At 60.5% G+C, this 20,764-nt stretch carries 15 protein-coding genes and 2 pseudogenes; 1 reads left to right on the forward strand and 16 read right to left on the reverse strand.

Features of this window, described 5'->3' with window-relative positions; all coding sequences use genetic code 11:
* Positions 1-93: 93 nt before the first annotated feature.
* The 16 genes and pseudogenes from IAI51_RS09970 to IAI51_RS28230 all read right to left on the reverse strand — a co-directional run.
* Entirely contained in the window at positions 94-780 is a 687-nt protein-coding gene (locus tag IAI51_RS09970; RefSeq protein ID WP_187678316.1) for a glycosyltransferase, read from the reverse strand.
* Positions 777-1,376, reverse strand: coding sequence for an SAM-dependent methyltransferase (locus IAI51_RS09975; RefSeq protein ID WP_187678317.1), 600 nt, complete (start codon positions 1,374-1,376; stop codon positions 777-779). The genes IAI51_RS09970 and IAI51_RS09975 overlap by 4 nt, the downstream gene beginning before the upstream one ends.
* Positions 1,373-2,143 (reverse strand): PIG-L deacetylase family protein, encoded by a 771-nt coding sequence (locus tag IAI51_RS09980; RefSeq protein ID WP_187678378.1) that lies wholly within the window; start codon positions 2,141-2,143, stop codon positions 1,373-1,375. Before IAI51_RS09980 ends, IAI51_RS09975 begins: the two co-directional genes overlap by 4 nt.
* Positions 2,140-3,138, reverse strand: a complete 999-nt coding sequence (locus IAI51_RS09985; protein WP_187678379.1) for an acyl-CoA dehydrogenase — start codon at positions 3,136-3,138, stop codon at positions 2,140-2,142. The genes IAI51_RS09980 and IAI51_RS09985 overlap by 4 nt, the downstream gene beginning before the upstream one ends.
* A 1-nt stretch (position 3,139) precedes the next feature.
* Entirely contained in the window at positions 3,140-5,299 is a 2,160-nt protein-coding gene (gene glgX / locus IAI51_RS09990; RefSeq protein ID WP_187678318.1) for a glycogen debranching protein GlgX, read from the reverse strand.
* A 224-nt stretch (positions 5,300-5,523) separates the two neighbouring features.
* Entirely contained in the window at positions 5,524-5,838 is a 315-nt protein-coding gene (locus IAI51_RS09995) for a DUF2934 domain-containing protein (protein WP_187678319.1), read from the reverse strand.
* Positions 5,839-5,865: 27 nt separating this feature from the next.
* A complete protein-coding gene (locus IAI51_RS10000; RefSeq protein ID WP_187678320.1) occupies positions 5,866-8,634 on the reverse strand; it encodes a malto-oligosyltrehalose synthase in 2,769 nt (922 codons plus the stop codon).
* Positions 8,631-10,709, reverse strand: coding sequence for a 4-alpha-glucanotransferase (malQ, locus tag IAI51_RS10005; protein WP_187678321.1), 2,079 nt, complete (start codon positions 10,707-10,709; stop codon positions 8,631-8,633). The genes IAI51_RS10000 and malQ overlap by 4 nt, the downstream gene beginning before the upstream one ends.
* Entirely contained in the window at positions 10,706-12,508 is a 1,803-nt protein-coding gene (gene treZ / locus IAI51_RS10010; protein ID WP_187678322.1) for a malto-oligosyltrehalose trehalohydrolase, read from the reverse strand. The genes malQ and treZ overlap by 4 nt, the downstream gene beginning before the upstream one ends.
* Positions 12,509-12,525: 17 nt before the next feature.
* The gene (gene glgA, locus IAI51_RS10015) at positions 12,526-14,112 is read right to left on the reverse strand and encodes a glycogen synthase GlgA (protein ID WP_187678323.1); all 1,587 of its coding nucleotides are present in this window, start codon (positions 14,110-14,112) and stop codon (positions 12,526-12,528) included.
* Positions 14,113-14,700: 588 nt separating this feature from the next.
* Positions 14,701-15,654 carry a D-2-hydroxyacid dehydrogenase family protein gene (locus tag IAI51_RS10020; protein ID WP_187678324.1) on the reverse strand — a complete coding sequence of 318 codons (954 nt, stop codon included), beginning with the start codon at positions 15,652-15,654 and terminating at the stop codon, positions 14,701-14,703.
* A gap of 13 nt (positions 15,655-15,667) precedes the next feature.
* The gene (locus tag IAI51_RS10025; RefSeq protein ID WP_187678325.1) at positions 15,668-16,708 is read right to left on the reverse strand and encodes an alpha/beta fold hydrolase; all 1,041 of its coding nucleotides are present in this window, start codon (positions 16,706-16,708) and stop codon (positions 15,668-15,670) included.
* Positions 16,709-16,795: 87 nt separating this feature from the next.
* Positions 16,796-17,230, reverse strand: a complete 435-nt coding sequence (locus IAI51_RS10030) for a YqaA family protein (protein WP_187678326.1) — start codon at positions 17,228-17,230, stop codon at positions 16,796-16,798.
* A complete protein-coding gene (locus IAI51_RS10035) occupies positions 17,230-17,676 on the reverse strand; it encodes a DUF411 domain-containing protein (protein ID WP_187678327.1) in 447 nt (148 codons plus the stop codon). The genes IAI51_RS10030 and IAI51_RS10035 overlap by 1 nt, the downstream gene beginning before the upstream one ends.
* 165 nt (positions 17,677-17,841) lie before the next feature.
* A pseudogene (locus IAI51_RS28225) lies at positions 17,842-18,363 on the reverse strand (methyl-accepting chemotaxis protein); the annotation flags it as partial.
* A 339-nt stretch (positions 18,364-18,702) separates the two neighbouring features.
* Positions 18,703-19,986 (reverse strand): annotated as a pseudogene (locus IAI51_RS28230) (cache domain-containing protein); the annotation flags it as partial.
* A 228-nt stretch (positions 19,987-20,214) separates the two neighbouring features.
* On the opposite strand from IAI51_RS28230, the gene IAI51_RS10045 reads away from it, so the two are divergent.
* Positions 20,215-20,754, forward strand: a complete 540-nt coding sequence (locus IAI51_RS10045; protein WP_187678329.1) for a hypothetical protein — start codon at positions 20,215-20,217, stop codon at positions 20,752-20,754.
* The last annotated feature ends 10 nt before the right edge of the window (positions 20,755-20,764 follow it).

The following is a 20,764-nucleotide window of genomic DNA, read 5'->3' on the forward strand; positions in this document are numbered from 1 at the left end:
CCGACCCGTGAAGGCTGGTTGATTGCCGTGCGGTGCTCCGAACCCTGGATTGCCGCGCAGCAGAGTATTGCTCATGAAGCGTGGTTCGTCGCGTCACAGATCAATCTGATCCGCTTTTTTTTGTGTCATCTGTGCCAGATTTCGCAAGTAGTCGCCAAATCCGCCACTCGCGCGGCTGTCGAAACGGGCGCTGGTGTGAACTTGCGGGCGATGGCTCCAGGCGATGTTCGCGCCGACCAGTTCCAGCGCCCGCACCAGTTGCACATCTTCGTCGCAAGCCAGCGGTTTAAAGCCTCCAGCCCAACGATAGGCATCGGCGCTGACGCCCAGATTGGCGCCGTGGATATGCCGGTGGCCCTCGCAGGCCCGATAGTGCCGGTGATAGCGAATTTGTGCCGCCTGATCGAACGATTCATGCCAGCGCTCGACAGTGACCGTACCGCATACCGCGTCCGCACCCAACCCAAGCTGCGCCACCAGCCAGTCATCGGCGACGCGGCTGTCGGCGTCGGAGCAGGAGATCCAGCGCGCCCCGCGCTCAAGCAACAGCTGTGCGCCAGCGGCTCGGGCCTGGCCGACATTGCGTGCATCAATATGCAGGCTCTGCACCGGATAGCCGCTGACGATCTGCGCCGAGCGATCAGTGCAACTGTCGAGCACCACCAGCACTTCAACCCGTTCGCCAGCGAGCAAACCGTGCCGGCTGGCCCTTAGCGCGGCGTTCAGGCATTCGTCGAGCAGGTCTTCCTCGTTGTGCGCCGGGATCAAAATGCCAATCATCGCAAACCCTCCAGCGCCGCCACCGAGCGCGGTTCGCGACTCCATACTTCAAGAATAAAGTCGGCCTCCTGATGCAGCACCAGGCGCGGCAAGTGCAATTGTTCGTGGATCAAGTCGTGAACCTGCCGTGCATTCAACGGGCAGCCGTCGATGGGGGGGCGCCAGTGGCAGGCCAGCAGTTGGCCGTCGGCGGTCAGGGAATCACTGATCCGGCGGATCACTTCTGTCAGATCTTTACTGTCGAGGTAGTAGCCGATCTCGCTAAATACAATCAGGTCTAATTTTTCCTCCGGCCAGTCGCCGGGCAAACGACTTTGGCGCACTTCGGTGTGATCAAACAGGCTCAATCGCGTGGTCGCCAGACTCACCGCAGCGCTCGCGGTGTCACAGCACAGGAGCCGATCACAGCGACCGGCCAGTTCGGCACTCAACTCGCCATTGGCGCAGCCCGGCTCGAAAATCGACCGGTAATGCGGACGCGGCAAAGCGGCGAGTGTGATCGCGCGTTTGCGTTGCTCGTACCAGCGCTGGCGGAACGCCCACGGATCGTCGTTGCCGGCGAACAGGCCTTCGAAGTAACGATCCTCGACGCTCATAGAAACACCACTTCAAACGGTTGCAGCAGGCGATCGAGCACGTACGGCGCCAGCACCGGGCCGAGTCCGGCGGCCGCGTCGCCTTCCAGTTGGCTGGCGAAGGCGTGTACTGCGTGGCGTTTGCGCGCCACTTGCTCAGGCGACAGCAGAATCTTGCGTGCTCGTTGCCACGGCACCAAAGCGTCTTCAGGCGTTGCCCAGTGCCATGTCCACACAGGTAGCTCATGGCAGGTTGCGCCGACTCTGCGCGCCGCTTCGGCACTGGCGCGACCGACGGCTTCATGGTCGCAATGGCCGTCCTCGCGCCAAGTGGTAAAAATGACATCATCGGCGCGCAGATGCCGCTCGATGAAGTCGCTCAGCTCAGCTTCTTGCGCCGCTACTTGCGTGTCAGTGAAACCGCCACGCAGCCATTTCACTCGATGCATGGGCAGGCCGAGGCGCCGCAGCGCTTCGGCGGATTCCTGCGGACGGATCACGCTCAGGCGCTCCACTGGCCAGCGCTCGGAGCCGGGGTGGCTGGCACAGCCGTCGGTGACCGAGATCAATTGCAGCGGGCGGCCGGCAGCGGCGAGCAATTGCAGCAGGCCGCCGCAACCGAGCACTTCATCGTCCGGGTGTGGCGCGATGATTACTGCTCTTGCGCCCGGCGGAACCAGACTTTGAATATCAAGGCTGTCCAATTGCGCCAGTTGCCGCGAACCCTGCCATTGGTGCAGGGATGTGCCTTGGCCGACGATCGGATTATCTTTCTTGACCGCATTCATAGCGTCCATGCCTCTGCGGGTTGAGCGGCAACCAGTTGGCCGAGGCCGGCGAGGTCGCGTTCGGCGTGGCTTTGACGCAGAAACACCGGCAGATCGGCGATCAGTCGGGCGAAATGCCGATCCTTGCAATAGGGCCCGGCCCCCAGGGCACGTCCGACCTCACGGATGACTTGCTCGGCGGATTGTTCCACCACGGCGCGGGCGCGTCGGGCCAGCAGTTCGGCGCTGTCCTCGGGATTTGCATCGATGTGCAAGGCGCTGAAGCGCAGCACATCGGCGGCTGCCTGCAAGGCGCTGTCGACCGCGCCGAGATGGGCGAGGGCATGCGGCTCGTCTCGATGAGCACATTGCTTGCGCAGGTATTCACCGATTTGCCGCGCAGCGCCATACCAGCACGCTGCGATGCCGATCCCTCCTTGCCAGAAGCCTGGGCGTTGCAGGTAATCACCGGGATTGCCGATGGCCTGCGCTTCGGCGCCGTCGAACAGCACTTCGACGCTGCCGGTGGCGCCCATGCCCACCGCTTGCCAGCCTTGATCGGTAACGGTCACACCCGGTTGATCCAGTGCGACGGCGACCAATTGTTGCTGATCATCGGCATCCCACGCGGTGAGTAGCGCATGGCTCAGCACGGCGGCGCCGGAACACCAGGCTTTTCGTCCATTGAGCGTGACCATATGCCCGGCGGGACGCACTTGCACCCGCGCTTGCGGCGGTTCGGCCGCCCACATGCCCCACGTGCTGCCGGGCGTTGGCGAACCACCCAATTGCTCGATGATTGCCAGCGCGTCGGTATGGCCTTCATAGAGTTTGCATAACCCCAGATCATGCCCGCCGACATTCGCCAGATGCCGAAAACGCTCCAGCGTGTGACCGCTGCCCGGCAGCGGTAAACGATCCAGTCCGGCTTCAACCATGGCCCGCAGGCATCCACCGAGGGCTAACGTGTCGGCATAGTCCGGTGGACGGCGGGCCAGATAGTTCTGCAAGTCCATATCAGTCTTCTTCTTCACGTTGCAGTTCAAACAGCAGCAGCGAACGTCCGGTGACCGAGTACTCGTGACCGAAGTCGAAGCGCTCCTGGCCTCGGATCGCCGGTTGATTGGTGTCGACCATGCAGGTCCAGAAACTGCCTTCCGGGACTTCCGGCAAGGTGAAGTTGACGATGTCGTGGTGCGCATTGACCACCAGCAGCAGGGTCGCGTCGGCACCCTTGCGCAGAATCCCGGTTTCCTGCGCGCGACCGTCGAGCAACATGCCCAGGCAACGATTGTGCGCGTCATGCCAATGCTCGGTGGTCATCTCGGTGCCGTCCGGGGCGAGCCAGGTCACGTCCTTGACGCCGATGTCCTCGTTGTACTCGCCGACCAGAAAGCGCCCACGACGCAGAATCGGATAAGCCAGACGCAGCTTGATCAGGCGTTTGACGAATTTGAGCAGGGCCTTGCCGTCCTCGCTCAGATCCCAGTTGACCCAGCCGATCTCGCTGTCCTGGCAATAGGCATTGTTGTTGCCATCCTGCGTGCGGGCGAATTCGTCGCCGGCGACAATCATTGGCGTGCCTTGGGCCAGCAGCAGCGTTGCGAAGAAGTTGCGCATCTGCCGATGGCGCAGGGCGTTGATTTCGGGATCGTCGGTCGGACCTTCAACGCCATGGTTCCAGGACAGGTTGTTATTACTGCCGTCCTGATTGTTCTCGTCGTTGGCTTCGTTGTGCTTGTCGTTGTACGACACCAGATCGTTGAGGGTGAAGCCGTCGTGGGCAGTGATGAAGTTCACCGATGAATACGGCCGCCGGCCGCGCTGGTTAAACATCTCGCCGGACGCGGTCATGCGGCTGGCAAAGTCGGCGACCTGGGCGTCGTCACCCTTCCAGAACGCGCGCACGGTGTCGCGGAATTTGTCGTTCCACTCGACCCAGCCCGGCGGGAAGTTGCCGACCTGATAGCCACCGGGGCCGCAATCCCACGGTTCGGCGATCATTTTCACCTGACGCAAAACCGGGTCCTGACGGCAGGCAACGAGGAAGCTGTGCCGCTCGTCGAAACCGTCGTGATAGCGGCCGAGAATAGTCGCCAGGTCGAAGCGGAAACCGTCGACATGCATTTCGCTGGCCCAGTAACGCAACGAGTCAGTGACCATTTGCAGTACGCACGGGTGACTCAGATCCAACGTGTTGCCGGTACCGGAATCGTTGATGTAGAAGCGCTTGTCGTCGGGCATCAGCCGGTAGTACGAGGCGTTGTCGATGCCGCGCATCGACAGGGTCGGGCCTTGCTCGTTGCCCTCGGCGGTGTGGTTGTAGACCACGTCAAGGATCACTTCGAGATTGGCTTCGTGCAGGTGCGCGACCATCTCCTTGAACTCGGCGATCTTGCCGCTGGCGAGATAACGCGGGTCCGGGGCGAAAAACGCAATGCTGTTGTAGCCCCAGTAGTTGGTCATGCCCTTGTGCAGCAGGTGCTGGTCGTTGACGAAAGCGTGGATCGGCAGCAACTCGACCGATGAAACCCCGACGCTGCGAATGTGCTTGAGCACATCGTCATTCATCAAACCGGCGAAGGTGCCGCGCACGTTTTCCGGCACCGATGGATGCCGCATGCTGATGCCGCGCACATGAGTCTCATAGATGATGGTTTTGTCCCACGGCACGCTGACGCGCTGGTCGTTGCCCCAGGTATGCGCCGGGTCGATGACTTTGCATTTGGGCACGAAGGGAGCGCTGTCGCGTTCATCGAAACTGAGGTCGGCGTCGGGGTGGCCGATGGTGTAGCCGAACAAGGCTTCGGACCACTTGAGTTGGCCGACCAGTTGTTTGGCGTAGGGGTCGATAAGCAATTTGTTGTGGTTGAAGCGGTGGCCGTTGGCCGGGTCATACGGGCCGTAGACGCGGTAGCCATAAATCAGCCCCGGATGGGCGTCGGGCAAGTAGCCGTGGTAGATCTCATCGGTGTATTCGGGCAGTTCGATTCGTTCGAGCTCGACTTCACCGGCATCGTCGAAGATGCACAGTTCGACCTTGGTGGCGTTGGCGGAGAACAGGGCAAAGTTCACCCCCAAGCCATCCCAGGTCGCACCGAGCGGGAAGGGCAGACCCTCACGAATTCTCGAAGGCTCGGCGTGCTGTGCGGGCTCGGCTTTTTTTGGACGGGTCATGATTGCTCCTGCAAAACGGGTGAATTCTGGGCTGACACAAACCCTGTAGGAGTGAGCCTGCTCGCGAAAGCGGTGGCCCAGCTATTAAATATGTCGGATGGACCGACGCCTTCGCGAGCAGGCTCACTCCTACAGGGGTTATGCGTGTTTCTTGAGGGCGAACGCGCCCTCTGTGGCGAGCAAACCCGCCACACAGTCATTCAGTTCAATAATCGGGGGAAGCGTCAGTTCGCCGGGGGCTTGCGTGGCACCTTGGGCTTTTTCTCGACGGCTTTTTCGCCCGGTGGCACGACTTTGGCGGCGCTCGCAGGCTTGGCTTTGGCCGGGGCTTTGGGCTTGGCGGCTGGCGCCTTCACCTCGGCGGTTTTGCCTGCTGTTTTGCTGCCGGCAGCCTTCGGTGATTTCTTCGGTGCCAGTGCTTCGGCCTCGGCCAGTTTGCGCGCCATCTCCCAATGGCGTTCTTCGTGGCCCTCGGGCTTACCTTCGGATTCCCAGATCTGATAGGCGAATTCGCGGATGCGTTTATCGTCGGTGCTCATCGCAATGCTCCTGAACTGAACTCATGCTTACGTTAAGTGTTGGATAAAGAGATTGACCGGGACATCCCCCAGCGCGTCGCTGACATTCAGCTCCCTGCTTTTTGTGACTGCTGTGGTTGCAAAAAGTCCCTTCAGATTTTTGTCAGAGGCGGCGAACGGTAAAACCACCCGCGTATCGCCCCAGCGCAGCGCATCGATTTGCGGGACGGCACTGTTTTCCAGCAATGTCGCGCAGCGAATCGGCACGATTACGATGGCTTGCTGACCTTCATGCTCGCGAGCAAACGCGAGCACGTTATGCGCCTGGCTGCCCAGCACCTCCAGCGCCTGGTACGTGCCACGCCGGAACAGCTCGGCGTGTTCAGCGCGCAGGTTCAGCACCTGGGCGATCAAGGCTTGCTTGATGTGACCGTCACGCCAGTTCGACAGCAGCTCCGTGGTCGGCGTCTGCGCCGCCAAAGCCTGCTCGCGAGCGGGGTAGTCCACCGGCCGGCGGTTGTCCGGATCGACCAGGCTGAAGTCCCAGAACTCGTTGCCTTGATACAAATCCGGCACCCCCGGCACCGTCATGCGCAGCAAGGTTTGCGCCAAGCCGTTGAGCGCGCCGGCTGCGGCAATGCTGTTGACCGTTTTGCTCAACGCTGCGCGCAGCAGTTCACCTTCTTCACCTGTGAGGAGTTTTTCGGTGAATGCCTGCGCGGCGTTTTCATAGGCTTCGTTCGGCGCGCTCCAACTGCTTTGCAGCTTGGCTTCACGCAGGGCTTTCTGTTGCCATTGCCAGATGCGTTTGGCGTAGTCGGCAAAACCTGCCTGATCACCGTCATGCAAATCCAGCGGCCAACTGCCGAGCAGCGCCTGATAGAGAATCAGCTCATCACCGGTCGACGGCATTTGCTCGTCAACGCGCACAGGGCGGGCGAGGGCGCGCCACAGTTCGATCTGTTCGGCGTACCAGTGGCTGCGCTCGCTGAGTACCGCGAGGCGCGCACGGGTGTCTTCGCCGCGTTTGTGGTCGTGGGTGGCAGTGGCCAGCAGGTTGTCGGGGAATTGAGCCAGGCGCTGCAGATTGATCTCGTGGAAATCGCTGACCGGCGCGCTGAACTGCTCGGTGTTATAGCCGACGTCATTGCGCGACAGCAGCACGGCCGAACGATACAGCGCGGTGTCTTCCACGGCTTTGGCGGCCGCCGGCGAAGTCAATTGCTGGAAGCGCACGCAGGCATGTTTGAGGATTTTGCGCGAGCGTCCGCGTGGCTTTTGTCGCCACGGGGTGCCACCGAGCCATGCTGCAACGCAATCGAGCACCGGCCAGTCGCCTTCGCCGAGAGTCTGCCGCGCACCGTCCATGGCCTGCTGGAAAAACACGTCGTCCTGCGCCGAGCGACCCATCGCGCTGATGTAGGTGCGATACACCGGGAAATGCACAATCAACGCCTGTAGTACGCGGCGAATTGCGCCGAGGGTCAGGTCGCGGGTCATCAGGTCATCGCGGGCCACTTGCAGCAGCGCTTGGGCAACGCTTTCGCAATCGCTGGCCAGCGAGCCATTAAGGATCTGCTGACGCGCCAATTGGGCTTCTTCGATAAACGCTGCGGGGCGTTCGGTGCGGCGCTGCCACAAGTCACCCAGTACGAATTCGCCGTCCGGATCGTGTTGCAGCAACGACAGCTGATTCATGAACTCGTAACCGGTGGTGCCGTCCACCGCCCAGTCGCGGCGCGGGGTTTCGCCGGCGCCGAGGATTTTTTCAATGTAGATCGGTAGATGCCGTCCCGGCGCCAACAGGTCAACACGCCGACGCAGTTTGCGGCAGTACCCGCGCGGATCGGCGAGGCCGTCGATATGGTCGATGCGCAAACCGTCGACCAACCCTTCGGCGATCAACTGAAAGATTTTACCGTGGGTCGCTTCGAACACCGCCGGACGTTCGACGCGCAAGCCACCCAACTCATTGATGTCGAAGAAACGCCGCCAGTTGATGTCGTCAGCCGCCGTGCGCCAACTGGCGAGGCGATAACTCTGGCGCTCCAGCAACTGATGGAGCTTGTGGAAGCCTTCTTCAGTGGTTGAGTCGTAATGCTCCAGATTGCGCTGGATGGCTTCAAGGATCTGCGGATCTCTGGCCAGTTGCCGCAGTTCTTCCTTGAGCGGGCCGGCCAGTGAATGGGCATGGGTCTGATAGCTGAGGGCACTGAAATGATCAGCGAGCGATTTCAGCGCATCTTCGGGTTTGAGCAATTCGCCGTAATCGTTCGGGCAGATCGGGAAGCGGTGATCGTAATGCTCGACGTGGAAGCTGCCGTTCTGCGCATTGAAATGCAGTTTCAGCGTGCCTTCCTGCAACGCGACGCCGTAATCGCTGCCGAGAAACGGCAGCAGCAACTGGCCTTCCATCAACGGGTCCGGCGAGTGCCACTGAATGTCGAAGAACTCACCGTAGGGGCTCAGGCGTCCCCATTCCAGCAGGTCCAACCACCATGGATTGTCACTGCCGCCAACCGCCATGTGGTTGGAGACGATGTCGAGGATCAGGCCCATGTTGTGTTCGCGCAGGGCGCTGACCAGGTTCCGTAGCGCGGGTTCGCCGCCGAGTTCCGGGTTGACCTGAGTCGGATCAACCACGTCATAGCCGTGCATCGAACCTGCCCGCGCCGCGAGCAATGGTGAGGCATAGATGTGGCTGATGCCCAGACGGGCGAAATACGGAACCAGTGGCACCGCTTGTTCAAGGGTGAAGCCTTTGTGAAATTGCAGGCGCAGGGTGGTGCGCAATGGCTGTATGAGCGCCTGATTCATTGGTCACGCTCGGCTGCCTGAAGGCGTGCGCACGCCAATAGTTCAAGACGCCGCGCTGCATCCGCACCGTCGAGCAAAGCTTCGCTGGCGCCGGGCAGGCGCCGCGACCAGTTCGGATGCGTATCGATCGTGCCTGGCAGATTGGCTTGTTCGTCGATGCCCAGCGCGTCTTCCAGCGGTAGCAACACCAGCGGCGCGCGAGTATGTCCGAGGAAACGCACGCTGGCGTCCACCACCTGATCGGCCTCGTGGGATTCTTCGCGAAAGTTCTGCGGGTCTTGGCTCAACGCTCCGCGCAGGCCTTCACGTTCCCGTTGACGATGCCGGCGCCATTCGATTTCGCCGTTGGCATCGACAAAACCCAGTCGCGAATTCCAGTCGATGTCGCGGCCATGCCACCAGCCGTTTAGCGTCGGCAGATCGTGAGTGCTGGTGGTCGCCAATGCGTTATCCGGCCAGTCGAGAATCGGCTTGAAACGGGTGTTGTCCTGTTCGAACAACAGCACGCGCATGCCGAGCATGGAGCGGGCGATGAGTTTTTCCTGGAGACCGTCGGGCACGGTGCCGAGGTCTTCGCCGAGCACAATCGCTTGATGACGATGGGATTCAAGCGTCAGCAAGCGCAACAGATCGTCCACCGGGTAATAGAGGTAGGCACCGTCGGCCGGTGCCGCGCCGTTGGGAATCACCCACAGGCGTTGCAGGCCCATGACATGGTCGATGCGCAAACCGCCGGCGTGGGCGAAGTTCGCGCGCAGCATTTCGATGAAGGCACGAAAGCCGTTGCGGATCAGGCCTTCGGGGGAAAACGCGGAAATCCCCCAGCCCTGACCGGAGCGATTAAGAATGTCCGGTGGCGCACCAACGGTGAGCGAGGCGAGCAGTTCGTCCTGAAAGCTCCAGGCCTGACTGCCAGCGCCATCGGCACCCACGGCAAGGTCGGCGATCAGGCCGATGCCCATGCCGGCGCTGCGCGCGGCGGTTTGCGCACGCTCCAGGCATCGGTGGATCAGCCATTGGCAGAACGCAAAGTAACCGATGCGCTCGGCATATTCTTCGGCAAACGCTTCGAGGGCGGCGCCGCGCGGGTCGTGCCAATGTTCCGGCCATTCGCGCCAGTCGAGGCTTTCGCCACGTGCGGCGCGCATTTCCTGGATGGCTTCGAAGCGGCAGTGGTTTTCCAGTGCCTCGCCACCAGCATGACGAAAACTGGCGAAGTCCGGGTGCAACGGGTGATCGCCCGCAGTGAATCCGTCGTACAGGGCTTGCAGCAGTTTGAGCTTGGCCTCGGCAGCGGCGGGCCAGTCGATCAGTTTCAGGTCTTCCAGTTTCGCAAACTGCTCGGCCAGACCAGCGCTGTCGATCGCATCGCGCAAAGCCCGTTCACCGAGAATTGTGCCGGGTGCGGCATACAGGGAATTGAGAAACAAACGGCTGGATGGCGAATATGGACTGTAGCGCCCGGTGTCGGCGCTGAACATCGCGTGCAGCGGGCTGATCGCCAGTGCGTCGGCACCGCGTTCACCGGCCACCCGCGCCAGTTCTTCCAGTGCCTGGGTGTCGCCGAAGCCACCATCGCCGGGGCGACGCAGGCCATATAGCTGCACGCTGAGCCCCCAGGCGCGAGGGATCGGATTGTCGACCGCGTCGCCGACGCTGAAGCAGCGCTCAGGCGCCACGGCGAGGGTGAAGTATTGATCGTCAATATGAACCTGTTGATAGCCGACCGGGATCAGGCCGGGCAGTACCGACTCGGAATCGAGTTTCAGGTTCATACGCGAACCGTCTTCCAGGTGGATCTCACACGGGGTTTCAGGTTTGAAATAACGCGCAAGGTCAACTCCGACGCCGACATCACTGGTCAGCAGCGGCGGCAGGTGACGGTCTTGCTGGACCTGTTGTAGTTCGAGCAGGCTGGCGTCGATTTCCTGGGAGGTGCTGGCAGGGTGGCCAAGGCCGATCAGGACATTGCGCAACACCGCCGGGGCGACTTTTTGCGGGCGGCCGTTGGCGTCGATCCAGTCGACGGCAAGACCGGCTCTGCTTGCAAGAATTTCCAGTTGCGCATCGCTCATAGGCGCTCTCCATCCAAAGGTTGCAAAGGGGTTGCGGCCGTGAGGCTGACAAGCGCGCAATACGGGGGCAGCAGGCCCTCATCCGACAGTTCGACGGCAGGTGGCTTTTGAAAAAGCCACACTGCGCCGGTCCGTGGAGGGTTGACCACCGCCGTATCACTGAGGTTCAGGTCGATTCTCAGCTCACTGCCATCGCCCAGGCGCCAACGTGCGCTGACGGCGCCATGGCCGAGCATTTGCGCTCCCAGCGCCTGAGTACCAGACAGGTGGGGGATGATGTGTTTATGGCGCAATTGCAGGAGTTGCCGGTACAGCGCGAGGGTTTGCTGTTGCAGTGGCGTGCCGTTTCCGATCAGCCGTGGCTGTGAGGCATGGAAGGTTTGCTCGGCGTTAGGATCGGGAATTTGCTCGCGTTTGTGCGGATCGTTGAAGGCACCGAACGCAGCGAATTCATTGCGCCGGCCTTCGCGTACCAACTCCGCCAGTTCGCCGTGATGGCTGGTGAAGAACTGGAACGGCTGCTCGGCGGCAAACTCGTCGCCCATGAACATCATCGGGATCATCGGTGACAGCAGCAACAGCACGGTGGCTGCCTGCACTGCGCGGGGATCGGCCAGTTGATGCAGGCGCTCGCCAAAGGCGCGGTTGCCAATCTGATCGTGGTTCTGCAGGAACAGGACAAACGCGGTCGAAGGCAGGTGTTCACTCGGTTCGCCCCGGGGTTCGCCATGGCGGGTGATGTGGCCCTGAAACACGAAGCCCTGACTCAGGCAACGCACCAATTGCTCGGTGGGTTGCAGGGCATAGTCGGCGTAATAGGCATCGGTTTCGCCGGTCAGCAACACATGTAAAGCGTTATGGCCGTCGTCGTTCCACTGCGCGTCGTAATCATTCTCCAACAGGCTCGATTGATTGAGCTCGTTTTCCACGGTCAGCCAGACATGACGGGTCGGGTCGATCTGCTGGCGGATGCGCTGGGCCATGTCACTGAGAAAGTCGGGATCTTCGATGGCGTGCACCGCGTCCAGGCGCAGGCCGTCGAAGCGGTATTCGAGCAGCCACATCAGTGCGTTTTCGATGAAAAACTCGCGCACCTCGGTACGTCGAAAATCGATCGCCACGCCCCACGGGGTATGTTTGTCCTCGCGAAAGAAGCCTTTGGCGTAACGGTGCAGGTAATTGCCATCGGGGCCGAAGTGGTTGTAGACCACATCGAGAATCACCGCCAGACCGTGGCCGTGAGCGCTGTCGATCAGGTGCTTGAGTTGTTCCGGGGTGCCGTAGGACGCTTGCGGCGCATACGGGAGGACGCCGTCGTAACCCCAGTTTCGATCACCTGGGAACTGCGCCAGCGGCATCAGTTCGATGGCGGTGACACCCAGCTCAACCAAGCGTTGCAAGTGCTGTTCGACCTCGGCAAATCCGCCAAGCGCACCGACGTGCAGCTCGTAGATCACCGCTTCGCTCCACGGCCGACCGCGCCATTCGGTGTGTCGCCACTGATAGGCCAGCGGATCGACTACCACGCTGCGGCGGTCGAGGTCGCCGTCCTGTGCTCGGGAGGCTGGGTCGGGCACCTCAAGTTCGCCATCGATGTTGTAGCGGTAACGCGTGCCCGCCGGGCAACGGGTCTTGATCACAAACCAACCATCGGCCTGCGGTAGCATCGGCAGCGACTGTCCGTCCTCCAACTCCACGCTGACGTAAAACGCATCCGGCGCCCACAGCGCAAATTGTGTGTGTTCGGCGTCCTGCATGATCGCGCCGTGGGGCCAGTTAATTTGGGTCCGTAACGGCATCGTGGAAAACTCCCTGATTATTTGTGGTGTGCTTTACCCAGCGCCTTGGCGACCAGTTGTTCATAGAGTTCAGCGTAGGGTTCGACCGCTTTGCACCAGTTGAATGGCGCGGCCATGGCCCGGCAACGCATGGCGTTGAGCAGTTCGGGAAAGGCAAAGACCTTGAAGGCGCGGCTCAGGGCTTCGCGGTAGCTGTCGGCGGTGGACTCGTCGAACAGGAACCCGGTGACGCCGTTTTCGATGGTGTCGGCCAACCCCCCGGTGTTGCGTGCTACCGGCAACGAACCGAAGCGCTGGGCGTACATCTGGCTCAAGCCGCATGGCTCGTAACGCGAAGGCATCAGCAAGAAATCGCTGCCGGCAAACATCCGGCGGGCGTCGGTTTCGTTGAAGCCGATGCGTACGCCGACCTGGCCGGGAAAGCGCAGCGCCAATTCGCGCATGGCTTGCTCTTCTTCCGGCTCGCCACGACCGATAATCGCGATCTGGCCGCCGTTCTGTACGATGTACTCGGAGACTGCCTCGGTCAGGTCCAGGCCTTTCTGATAGACCAGGCGCGAGACCACGGCGAACAACGGGCCTTCGGAGTCTTTCAACCCGAACAGGTCACGAACGTGAGCGGCGTTGACTGCTTTGCCTTCCCAATCGCCAATGGCGAAGGGCGCGAATAGATGTGGGTCAGTGGCCGCGTCCCAGCTCTCATCAATCCCGTTGGGGATACCGCTGAGCAAACCCTGCTGGGTCTTGGCGGCGAGAAAGCCGTCGAGGCCGCAGCCGAAATCCGGGGTAGTGATTTCCTGTGCGTAGGTGGCGCTGACTGTGGTGATGTGGCTCGAATAGGCCATCCCCGCCTTAAGGAACGACATCTTGCCGTAGAACTCCATGCCTTCCTGTTGCAGGGCATGGTTCGGAATGCCGAGCTCGGGGCAGGAGCCGAGGCTGGTGACGCCTTGATAGGCCAGGTTGTGAATGGTGAACAGTGTTGGCGTGCGCTGCCCGCGCCAGTGCATATAGGCAGGGGCCAGGCCGGCCGGCCAGTCATGGGCGTGCACCAGATCCGGGCACCAGTGAATCTGGGCCAGATTGGCGGCGATATCGGCAGCAGCCAGACCCAGGCGAGCAAAGCGAATGTGGTTGTCCGGCCAGTCGCGACCGTTGTTGGCGCCGTAGGGCGAACCTTCGCGCTCGTAGAGCTCAGGGCAGATCAGCACGTAGATCACCAGCCCATCCGGCATGTCCATGCGTCCGATCTTGCACGGTGGCAGCGCGGCGTGGCCACCGAGTTCGCCGATGATATGGATCGGGTTTTCGCTGTGCATCACCTGCGGATAACCGGGGATCAACACCCGCACGTCGTGCAGATGGGCCATGGCGCGGGGCAGGGCGGCGGAAACGTCACCCAGGCCGCCGGTCTTCACCAGATCTGCGATTTCCGAGGTCACGAACAATACTTTTTTCTTGTTGGGATTCTGACTCGCTACCGGAGTCAGCGTTTTGGTGCCTGGGACGCTGATCGATCGGCTGCCGGGAACGCTGACGGTACTCGATTCGCCTACTGACTGCTGAGCACGCTCTCCCTGAATATCCAATGCCGCACTGATCATATGAATCTCCCGTCTCGTTGATCTGATTCTTGTCTTGAACAAGCGATGTCCATGGCCAAGTCCTGTGGCCGGGCGCAAACGCGCCTCGCATCGGTGAGCAAACGCTACCCAACACGCGCTAGCAGAATGGGTGGTGAGGCCATTGCAAGGAATGAACCAGTCGCGTTCCCCCTGCCTTTCAGATGACCCGCCGTCTTCAGCAAAAGTTTCGATTATTTTGCTGTGGTGTGACCGGCCGGTTTCGCCCCGCGAAAATGAGTCTAGGCCAGATCCTAGAGCGGGCGAGGGGGAATGGGCAAATTGTTCGACAATCGGTCGGCGAGGCACGGAAACCGTGGTGTGAGGGGGGAAACGCACCGACGAAGTGCAGGTTTTTTTGGGGAGATGGGTCAAAACGGTGACTGATCGGTCACGATTTTGTGCTGGCGGGAAGAGATGGCGCACTGTTGTGGTGCGGGCAGTTATTGATTTGGATGACTGCATGGCTCCTGTAGGAGCTGTCGAGTGAAACGAGGCTGCGATCTTTTGATCCTGCTTTGCAAAGATCAAGATTAAGAGATTGCAGCCTTCGGCAGTTCCTACAGGGTTTCAGTTCAATAAACGAACCGGGTTGCCCGCCGACCAGCCTTGTATATCCTCAATCATCTGCGAAAAGAACTGCGCATAGTTCTGCCGACTGACATACCCCACGTGCGGTGTCGCCAGCACATTGTCCAGCGTGCGGAAAGGGTGCAGCGCGGGCAGTGGCTCCTGATCGAACACATCCAGCGCTGCCCCGGCAATACGCTGTTTCTGCAAAACCTTGATCAGCGCCGCTTCATCGACGATAGGCCCGCGAGCCGTGTTCACCAACAGTGCAGTCGGTTTCATCCAGCCCAGCGCCTGCGCATCGACCAGCCCGCGACTGCGTTCGCTGAGTACCAGATGCACCGACAGCACATCGGCCTGTTCGAACAGTTCCTGCTTGCTGACATGGGTCACACCTACCTGTGCCGCACGTTCTGCCGTGAGGTTTTCGCTCCAGGCAATCACCCGCATGCCGAACACCTGGCCAAACTGCGCCACTCGCTGACCGATACTGCCCAGGCCGAGAATGCCCAGCGTCTTGCCGTGCAGATCGCCGCCCAGGCTTTGCTGCCATTGACCGGCACGCAGCGAATTGACTTCGTTCACCAGATTGAGCGTGGCCGCCATGATCAGCGCCCAGGTCAGTTCGGGCGCGGCGTGTTTGTAGCTGTCGGTGCCGCACACCTTGATACCCAATTTTGCCGCTGCCTGCATGTCCAGCGCGGCGTTGCGCATACCACCGGTCACCAGCAACTTGAGATTGGGCAAGCGCTTGAGCAGGTCTTCATCGAAGCGCGTGCGTTCGCGCATCACGCAGATCACCTGGTACTTGCCCAGCCGTTCGGCGAGCGTGGCGTTGTCCGCCGGGTAATCATGTTCGAATGTCACTTCACCGATGCTGTCGAGGACGGACCAGTCAACCACGTCGCGGGCCACGTCCTGCCAGTCATCGATTACTGCAATCTGCACCGCCATCAGCGCTACCTCATCAACGAACGGGATTGGTCTTGTCCAGCCAGCCGAGCAGTGCCTTGTGGAACTGCGCCGGTTCTTCCATCTGAGGAGCGTGGCCCATGCCGGGAAACTCCACCAGCGTCGACTGCGGGATCAATTTGGCCACTTGTTTGCCGAGCACGTCGTAGTGACCGATTTGCGCTTTCACCTCGGGCGGTGCCAGATCCTTGCCGATGGCCGTAGTGTCGGAGGTGCCGATGAGCAGCAGGGTCGGCATCTTCAGGTCCTTGAACTCGTAGTACACCGGCTGGGTGAAAATCATGTCGTAGATCAGCGCCGAGTTCCAGGCCACTTGGGTTTTGCCCGGGCCTTTGCTCAGGCCTGCGAGCATGTCGACCCAACGGTCGAATTCCGGTTTCCAGCGGCCATCGTAGTAGGTCGTGCGCTCGTAGTCGCGTATTCCTTGGGCGGTGACTTTGAGTTCGCGCTGATACCACTGATCCACCGTGCGATACGGCACGCCGAGGGCTTTCCAGTCTTCCAGACCGATCGGGTTGACCAGCGCCAGTTGATCGACCTGATCAGGGAACAACAGCGCATAACGGGTGGCGAGCATACCGCCGGTGGAATGGCCGAGCAGGGTGGCTTTCTGGATGCCCAGCGCTTTGAGCAACTGCTGAGTGTTGGTCGCCAGTTGCTGGAAGCTGTACTGATAGTTGTCCGGTTTGCTGGAGGTGCAGAAACCGATCTGATCCGGTGCGACCACACGGTAACCCGCCTCGCTCAGGGCCTTGATCGAACTGTCCCAGGTCGCCGCGCAAAAGTTCTTGCCGTGCATCAGCACGACGGTGCGGCCGTTGGCCTTTCCGTGGGCGGCGACGTCCATGTAGCCCATCTGCAGGGATTTACCCTGTGACTGAAAGGCGAAATGTTTAAGCGTGTAAGGGTATTCAAAGCCCTGCAACTCCGGGCCGTACGCCGGGCCTTCGGCCGGGGTGGCTGCAGCATTGGCAAACAGGGGCAGGGCGGCGGTAAGGAACAAGCCCGGCAGCCAACGGGAAATCGTGACAGACATAAGGTCAAACTCCGTTTGAAATCGGCGGATGCTGGAATGGCCGGATTAGGGCGACGTTAAACACAGGCAATCTCCGGGCCTGAATGTTCAACCGAGCCAGCCCAGCGTCAGCATGGCCAGTACGGCATAACGTGCGCCTTTGGCGAGGGTGACGATCAGCAGGAAACGCCCGAGCGGCTCGCGCATCACGCCCGCAATCAGGGTCAGTGGATCGCCAATGATCGGCAGCCAACTGAGCAACAGCGACCAATGCCCGTAACGCTCATAGTGCTTGCGAGCCGTGGCCATGTGCCTGGCGCTGACCGGAAACCAGCGTCGATCCTGAAAACGCTCCAGCTCCCGGCCCAGCCACCAGTTGACCAGCGAACCAAGCACATTGCCGAGCGTCGCCACCGCCAGCAGACCCCAGAGCCAGTAACGGTCGCTGACGATCAACCCGACCAGCAAGGCCTCCGACTGTAGCGGCAACAGCGTCGCCGCGCCGAATGCCGCAAAGAACAAGCCGATGTAAGCAGCGCCCATCAATGGGCCGGGTAGTCCGCCACCACCACGTCAGCGCCGTCCTTTTTCAGGCCGATCACTTGATAGGCATCGCTCATGCCGTCCATTTCCATGCCGGGTGAGCCCATCGGCATGCCGGGTGCGGCAACGCCGAGCAAATCGTCACGCTTGCTCAACGCCAATACCTGTTCGGCCGGCACATGCCCTTCGACGAATTTGCCGTTGATGATGCCGGTGTGGCAGGAGGCAAGGCGCGGCGGCACGCCATGTTTTTGCTTGAAGCTGCTCATGTCGCTTTCGACGTGGTCTTCGACTTTGAAACCGTTGGCTTCCAGGTGGCTGATCCATTTTTTGCAGCAGCCGCAGTTCGCGTCGCGATGCACTTCGATGGGGATCAGATCGGCGGCTTGCGCCAGGGAGGAGATGAACAGGGCGCTCAGGGCGACCAGACGCAGGTGGGTTCGCATGATGGGCTCTCGACTTGGATGGCAGCCAAAAAGAACGCAGTTTGACCGAATTATCCTGTCCCGCATCAACGCAATGTTACAAGTTGATACAGCGCAGGCTGGCAGGATGATCGTAGATCAACCCTGACAGCCTGCTGAGCGTGAGATTACAAATTTGTCAGAGGCTCAACTTACCTTGAACCGACCCATGATCGCACTCACGCGACTATTGGCTTCCAGCAGCTGACGGGTGTTGAGTTCGCTGGCCTGGCCGCTTTGCACCAGTTCATCGACCATGTGCCGGATCTGCACCATGCTGCGGTTGATCTCTTCGGTCACTGCACTCTGTTGCTCGGCGGCGGTGGCGATTTGTGTGCTCAGGCTGTTGATGTGGCTGACGGAGCCGGCCATTTCATCCAGCCCGGAGTTGACCCGTGCCGTGGCATCGGCGGCCGATTGGCAACTGGCTTGGGTGTTTTCCATGGCGCTGACCGACGAACTCACCCCTTGGGTCAGGCGAGTCAACATCTCGTTGATTTCCGATGTGCTGGCCTGGGTGCGGGCGGCAAGGGCACGCACTTCGTCAGCCACTACGGCAAAGCCACGACCCTGCTCGCCGGCACGGGCCGCTTCGATGGCGGCGTTGAGGGCCAGCAGGTTGGTCTGCCCGGCAATTGCGCCGATCACCCCGAGGATCTCGGTGATGCGCTGGGCGTCCTGTTGCATGTTTTCAACTTTGTGGGTGGCGCTGGCCACTTCGTCGATCAACGCCACAACGCTGTTGGTTGCCTCGCCCACCACCACCCGCGAACGGTCGGCGTTTTCGTTGGCGCGCTGGGTGAACGCAGCGGTTTCAGCGGCGTTCTGCGCCACGCTCTCGGCGGTCGAACTCATTTCGGTGATAGCGGTAACGGTCTGATCGGTTTCCGAGGCATGCCGTAACAGGATCTGGCTGGTGTGCGCCGAGGTGCGCTGCAGGTTGTCCAGACTCGACGCCATTGCGCCGGTGGCCTGGGTGACCTCGCCGATCATGTTTTGCAGATAAGTGATAAAGGTGTTGACCGAATGGCCGATGGCGCCGAGTTCGTCTTCGGCGCGGATGGTGATGCGTCGGGTCAGGTCGGCATCGCCGCTGGAGAGCAGGTCGATGTTGGCTTTCAACGCTTTCATGCGCTGCACCAACTGGCGAATCGCATAGAGTTGCAATAGCACCAGCAGGATCACCATCGGGATCTGCAACAGGCTCAGCGTGCTGAGCACGTCGTCGCGCTGGGCGGTGAGCATTTTCGTCGGCAGGGCAGTGGCGAGGAACCACGGCGTGCCTTCGATCGGGCGCATGAAGAAAGTGCTGGCTTCACCGTTGTTGTCGAACTCGACACGTTGCGCCTGATCGCGGTTTTGCAGGCCGGTTTTGACTTGACTGGCGAAGGTGGAGCTGGCGGCCAGTTCGCTGATGTTCTTCAGCACGATCGGGCCACTGATGCGCGAACTGTTGCTGATGATCTTGCCGTCGGCCTCGACGATCAGCATTTCAGCGTTGAGGTCTTTTTCCTTGCGGGCCACCAGGTCATTGAAGAAGCCCAGTGTCACGTCGATGGTCGACACGCCCCAGGCGTTGCCGTTCTTCTGAATGGCCATGGCGCAGTTGGTGCGCGGCTCGGCGCTGGCGTCGTCCTTGTAGGCCGCGGCCCAGGCGCACTGACCGCGTGGCGTAGCCATGCCGCCCTTGTACCAGCTCTGGTCGTAATAGTTGGGGGCCGCGTCACTGTTCCAGAACGTGTTGACCGCCAGTTTGCCCGAGGCATCGCGGTGCCAGAAGGTGCTGAACTTGTTGCGCCCGGTTTCACGTTGGCCCGGTAGAGGCCAGATGCCGCCGCCGAACACCTTCAGCTCGCCGTACTGATCCACCAGACCCGGCAACACCGAGTCGATGGCCGCGCTGTCGAGCAGTGGGATGGTCTGGGTGATGCTGCGCTGTTGCGCCTGAACCTTGTTCAGTTCGCCCTGAATCTGTTCGGCGACTTCGGCGATGCGGTTGAGCACTACCTGTTCTTCGGTATGACGCAGCTTGGGAGCGACCAGTTGGCTGATGCCAACCACGGTCAGTACGGACAACAACAGAATGAACAGAACCAGAAACAGCGTGTAGCGAGCCTGAATGGTGCGGAATGCGGGCATGGAGACCGGTCCTTGAGCTGCGTTTCTTATTAGGGGGCGTGGGGTAAACAGTGGGGGTATGCCTAACGTATCGTCGCTATGTCGAGAAGCTTTAGGTACAGACGTACTAAAAAGACGCGACCCGATGGCCGGGAGGTATCCGAGTTGATACATACAAACTAACCAGGCGGTTCGTTAGTGCAAAAAGCCTAATTAAAATTGTCTGGAAGAGAACTTGCGGGCCAGCATTTACGGGCGTTTGTCGATTTGTATCGAGAATGTACAAGAATTGTAAGCGGATGCATGAAAAGAGTTGGTGCCACTAGTTGGCCGGTAGATACTCCTGCGCATTCAAGTCGATCAAAAGGACATTTTCATGCTCGTCTTCCAAGGAGCTTACCCATGACTATCGGCTACACCGGGGCCTGGCAAAGCAAGGCAGGTCTGTTGGTACAGGACACCGGTACTCGAGGAAAACCGGTAACGCAAAGCGCCAAGGTCAAGCAAATGCTGAACCTGGTGGGCAATGATCCCAACGCGCTCAACATCGCTGAAATGGACAGACAAAAGCTGCACAAAAACGTCAAGGGCTTCGATCCGGAAAACGTCTCGGCCAAAAGTCTGGGCAATCTGAGTGCTTTTCTGCGCGGACGTGGATTGATATCCGAGATCACCGCCATGACGCTGCTTAATGCTGGCGACAAGTTTGATCGGTTCGGCGTACCGAAAGACCCCGACGCCAAGTTCAACGCGCTGGAATACTTCGCCACGCAGTTGGATACCATCCAGACCAACAACATCAAGGGCGACAAGTACGCCAATGGCCTGATCCCTGAATATAAAAAGGCCATCTATGTGTTGCAGAACCTCAAGACCTACGGCATGGGTAATGGCCGCAGCGTAGCAACACCGAACGATAAGGGTATCAGCGCCAAGGCCTGACTTTTGAAAA

This window comes from Pseudomonas sp. N40(2020), from assembly GCF_014472415.1.
Classification (GTDB): domain Bacteria; phylum Pseudomonadota; class Gammaproteobacteria; order Pseudomonadales; family Pseudomonadaceae; genus Aquipseudomonas.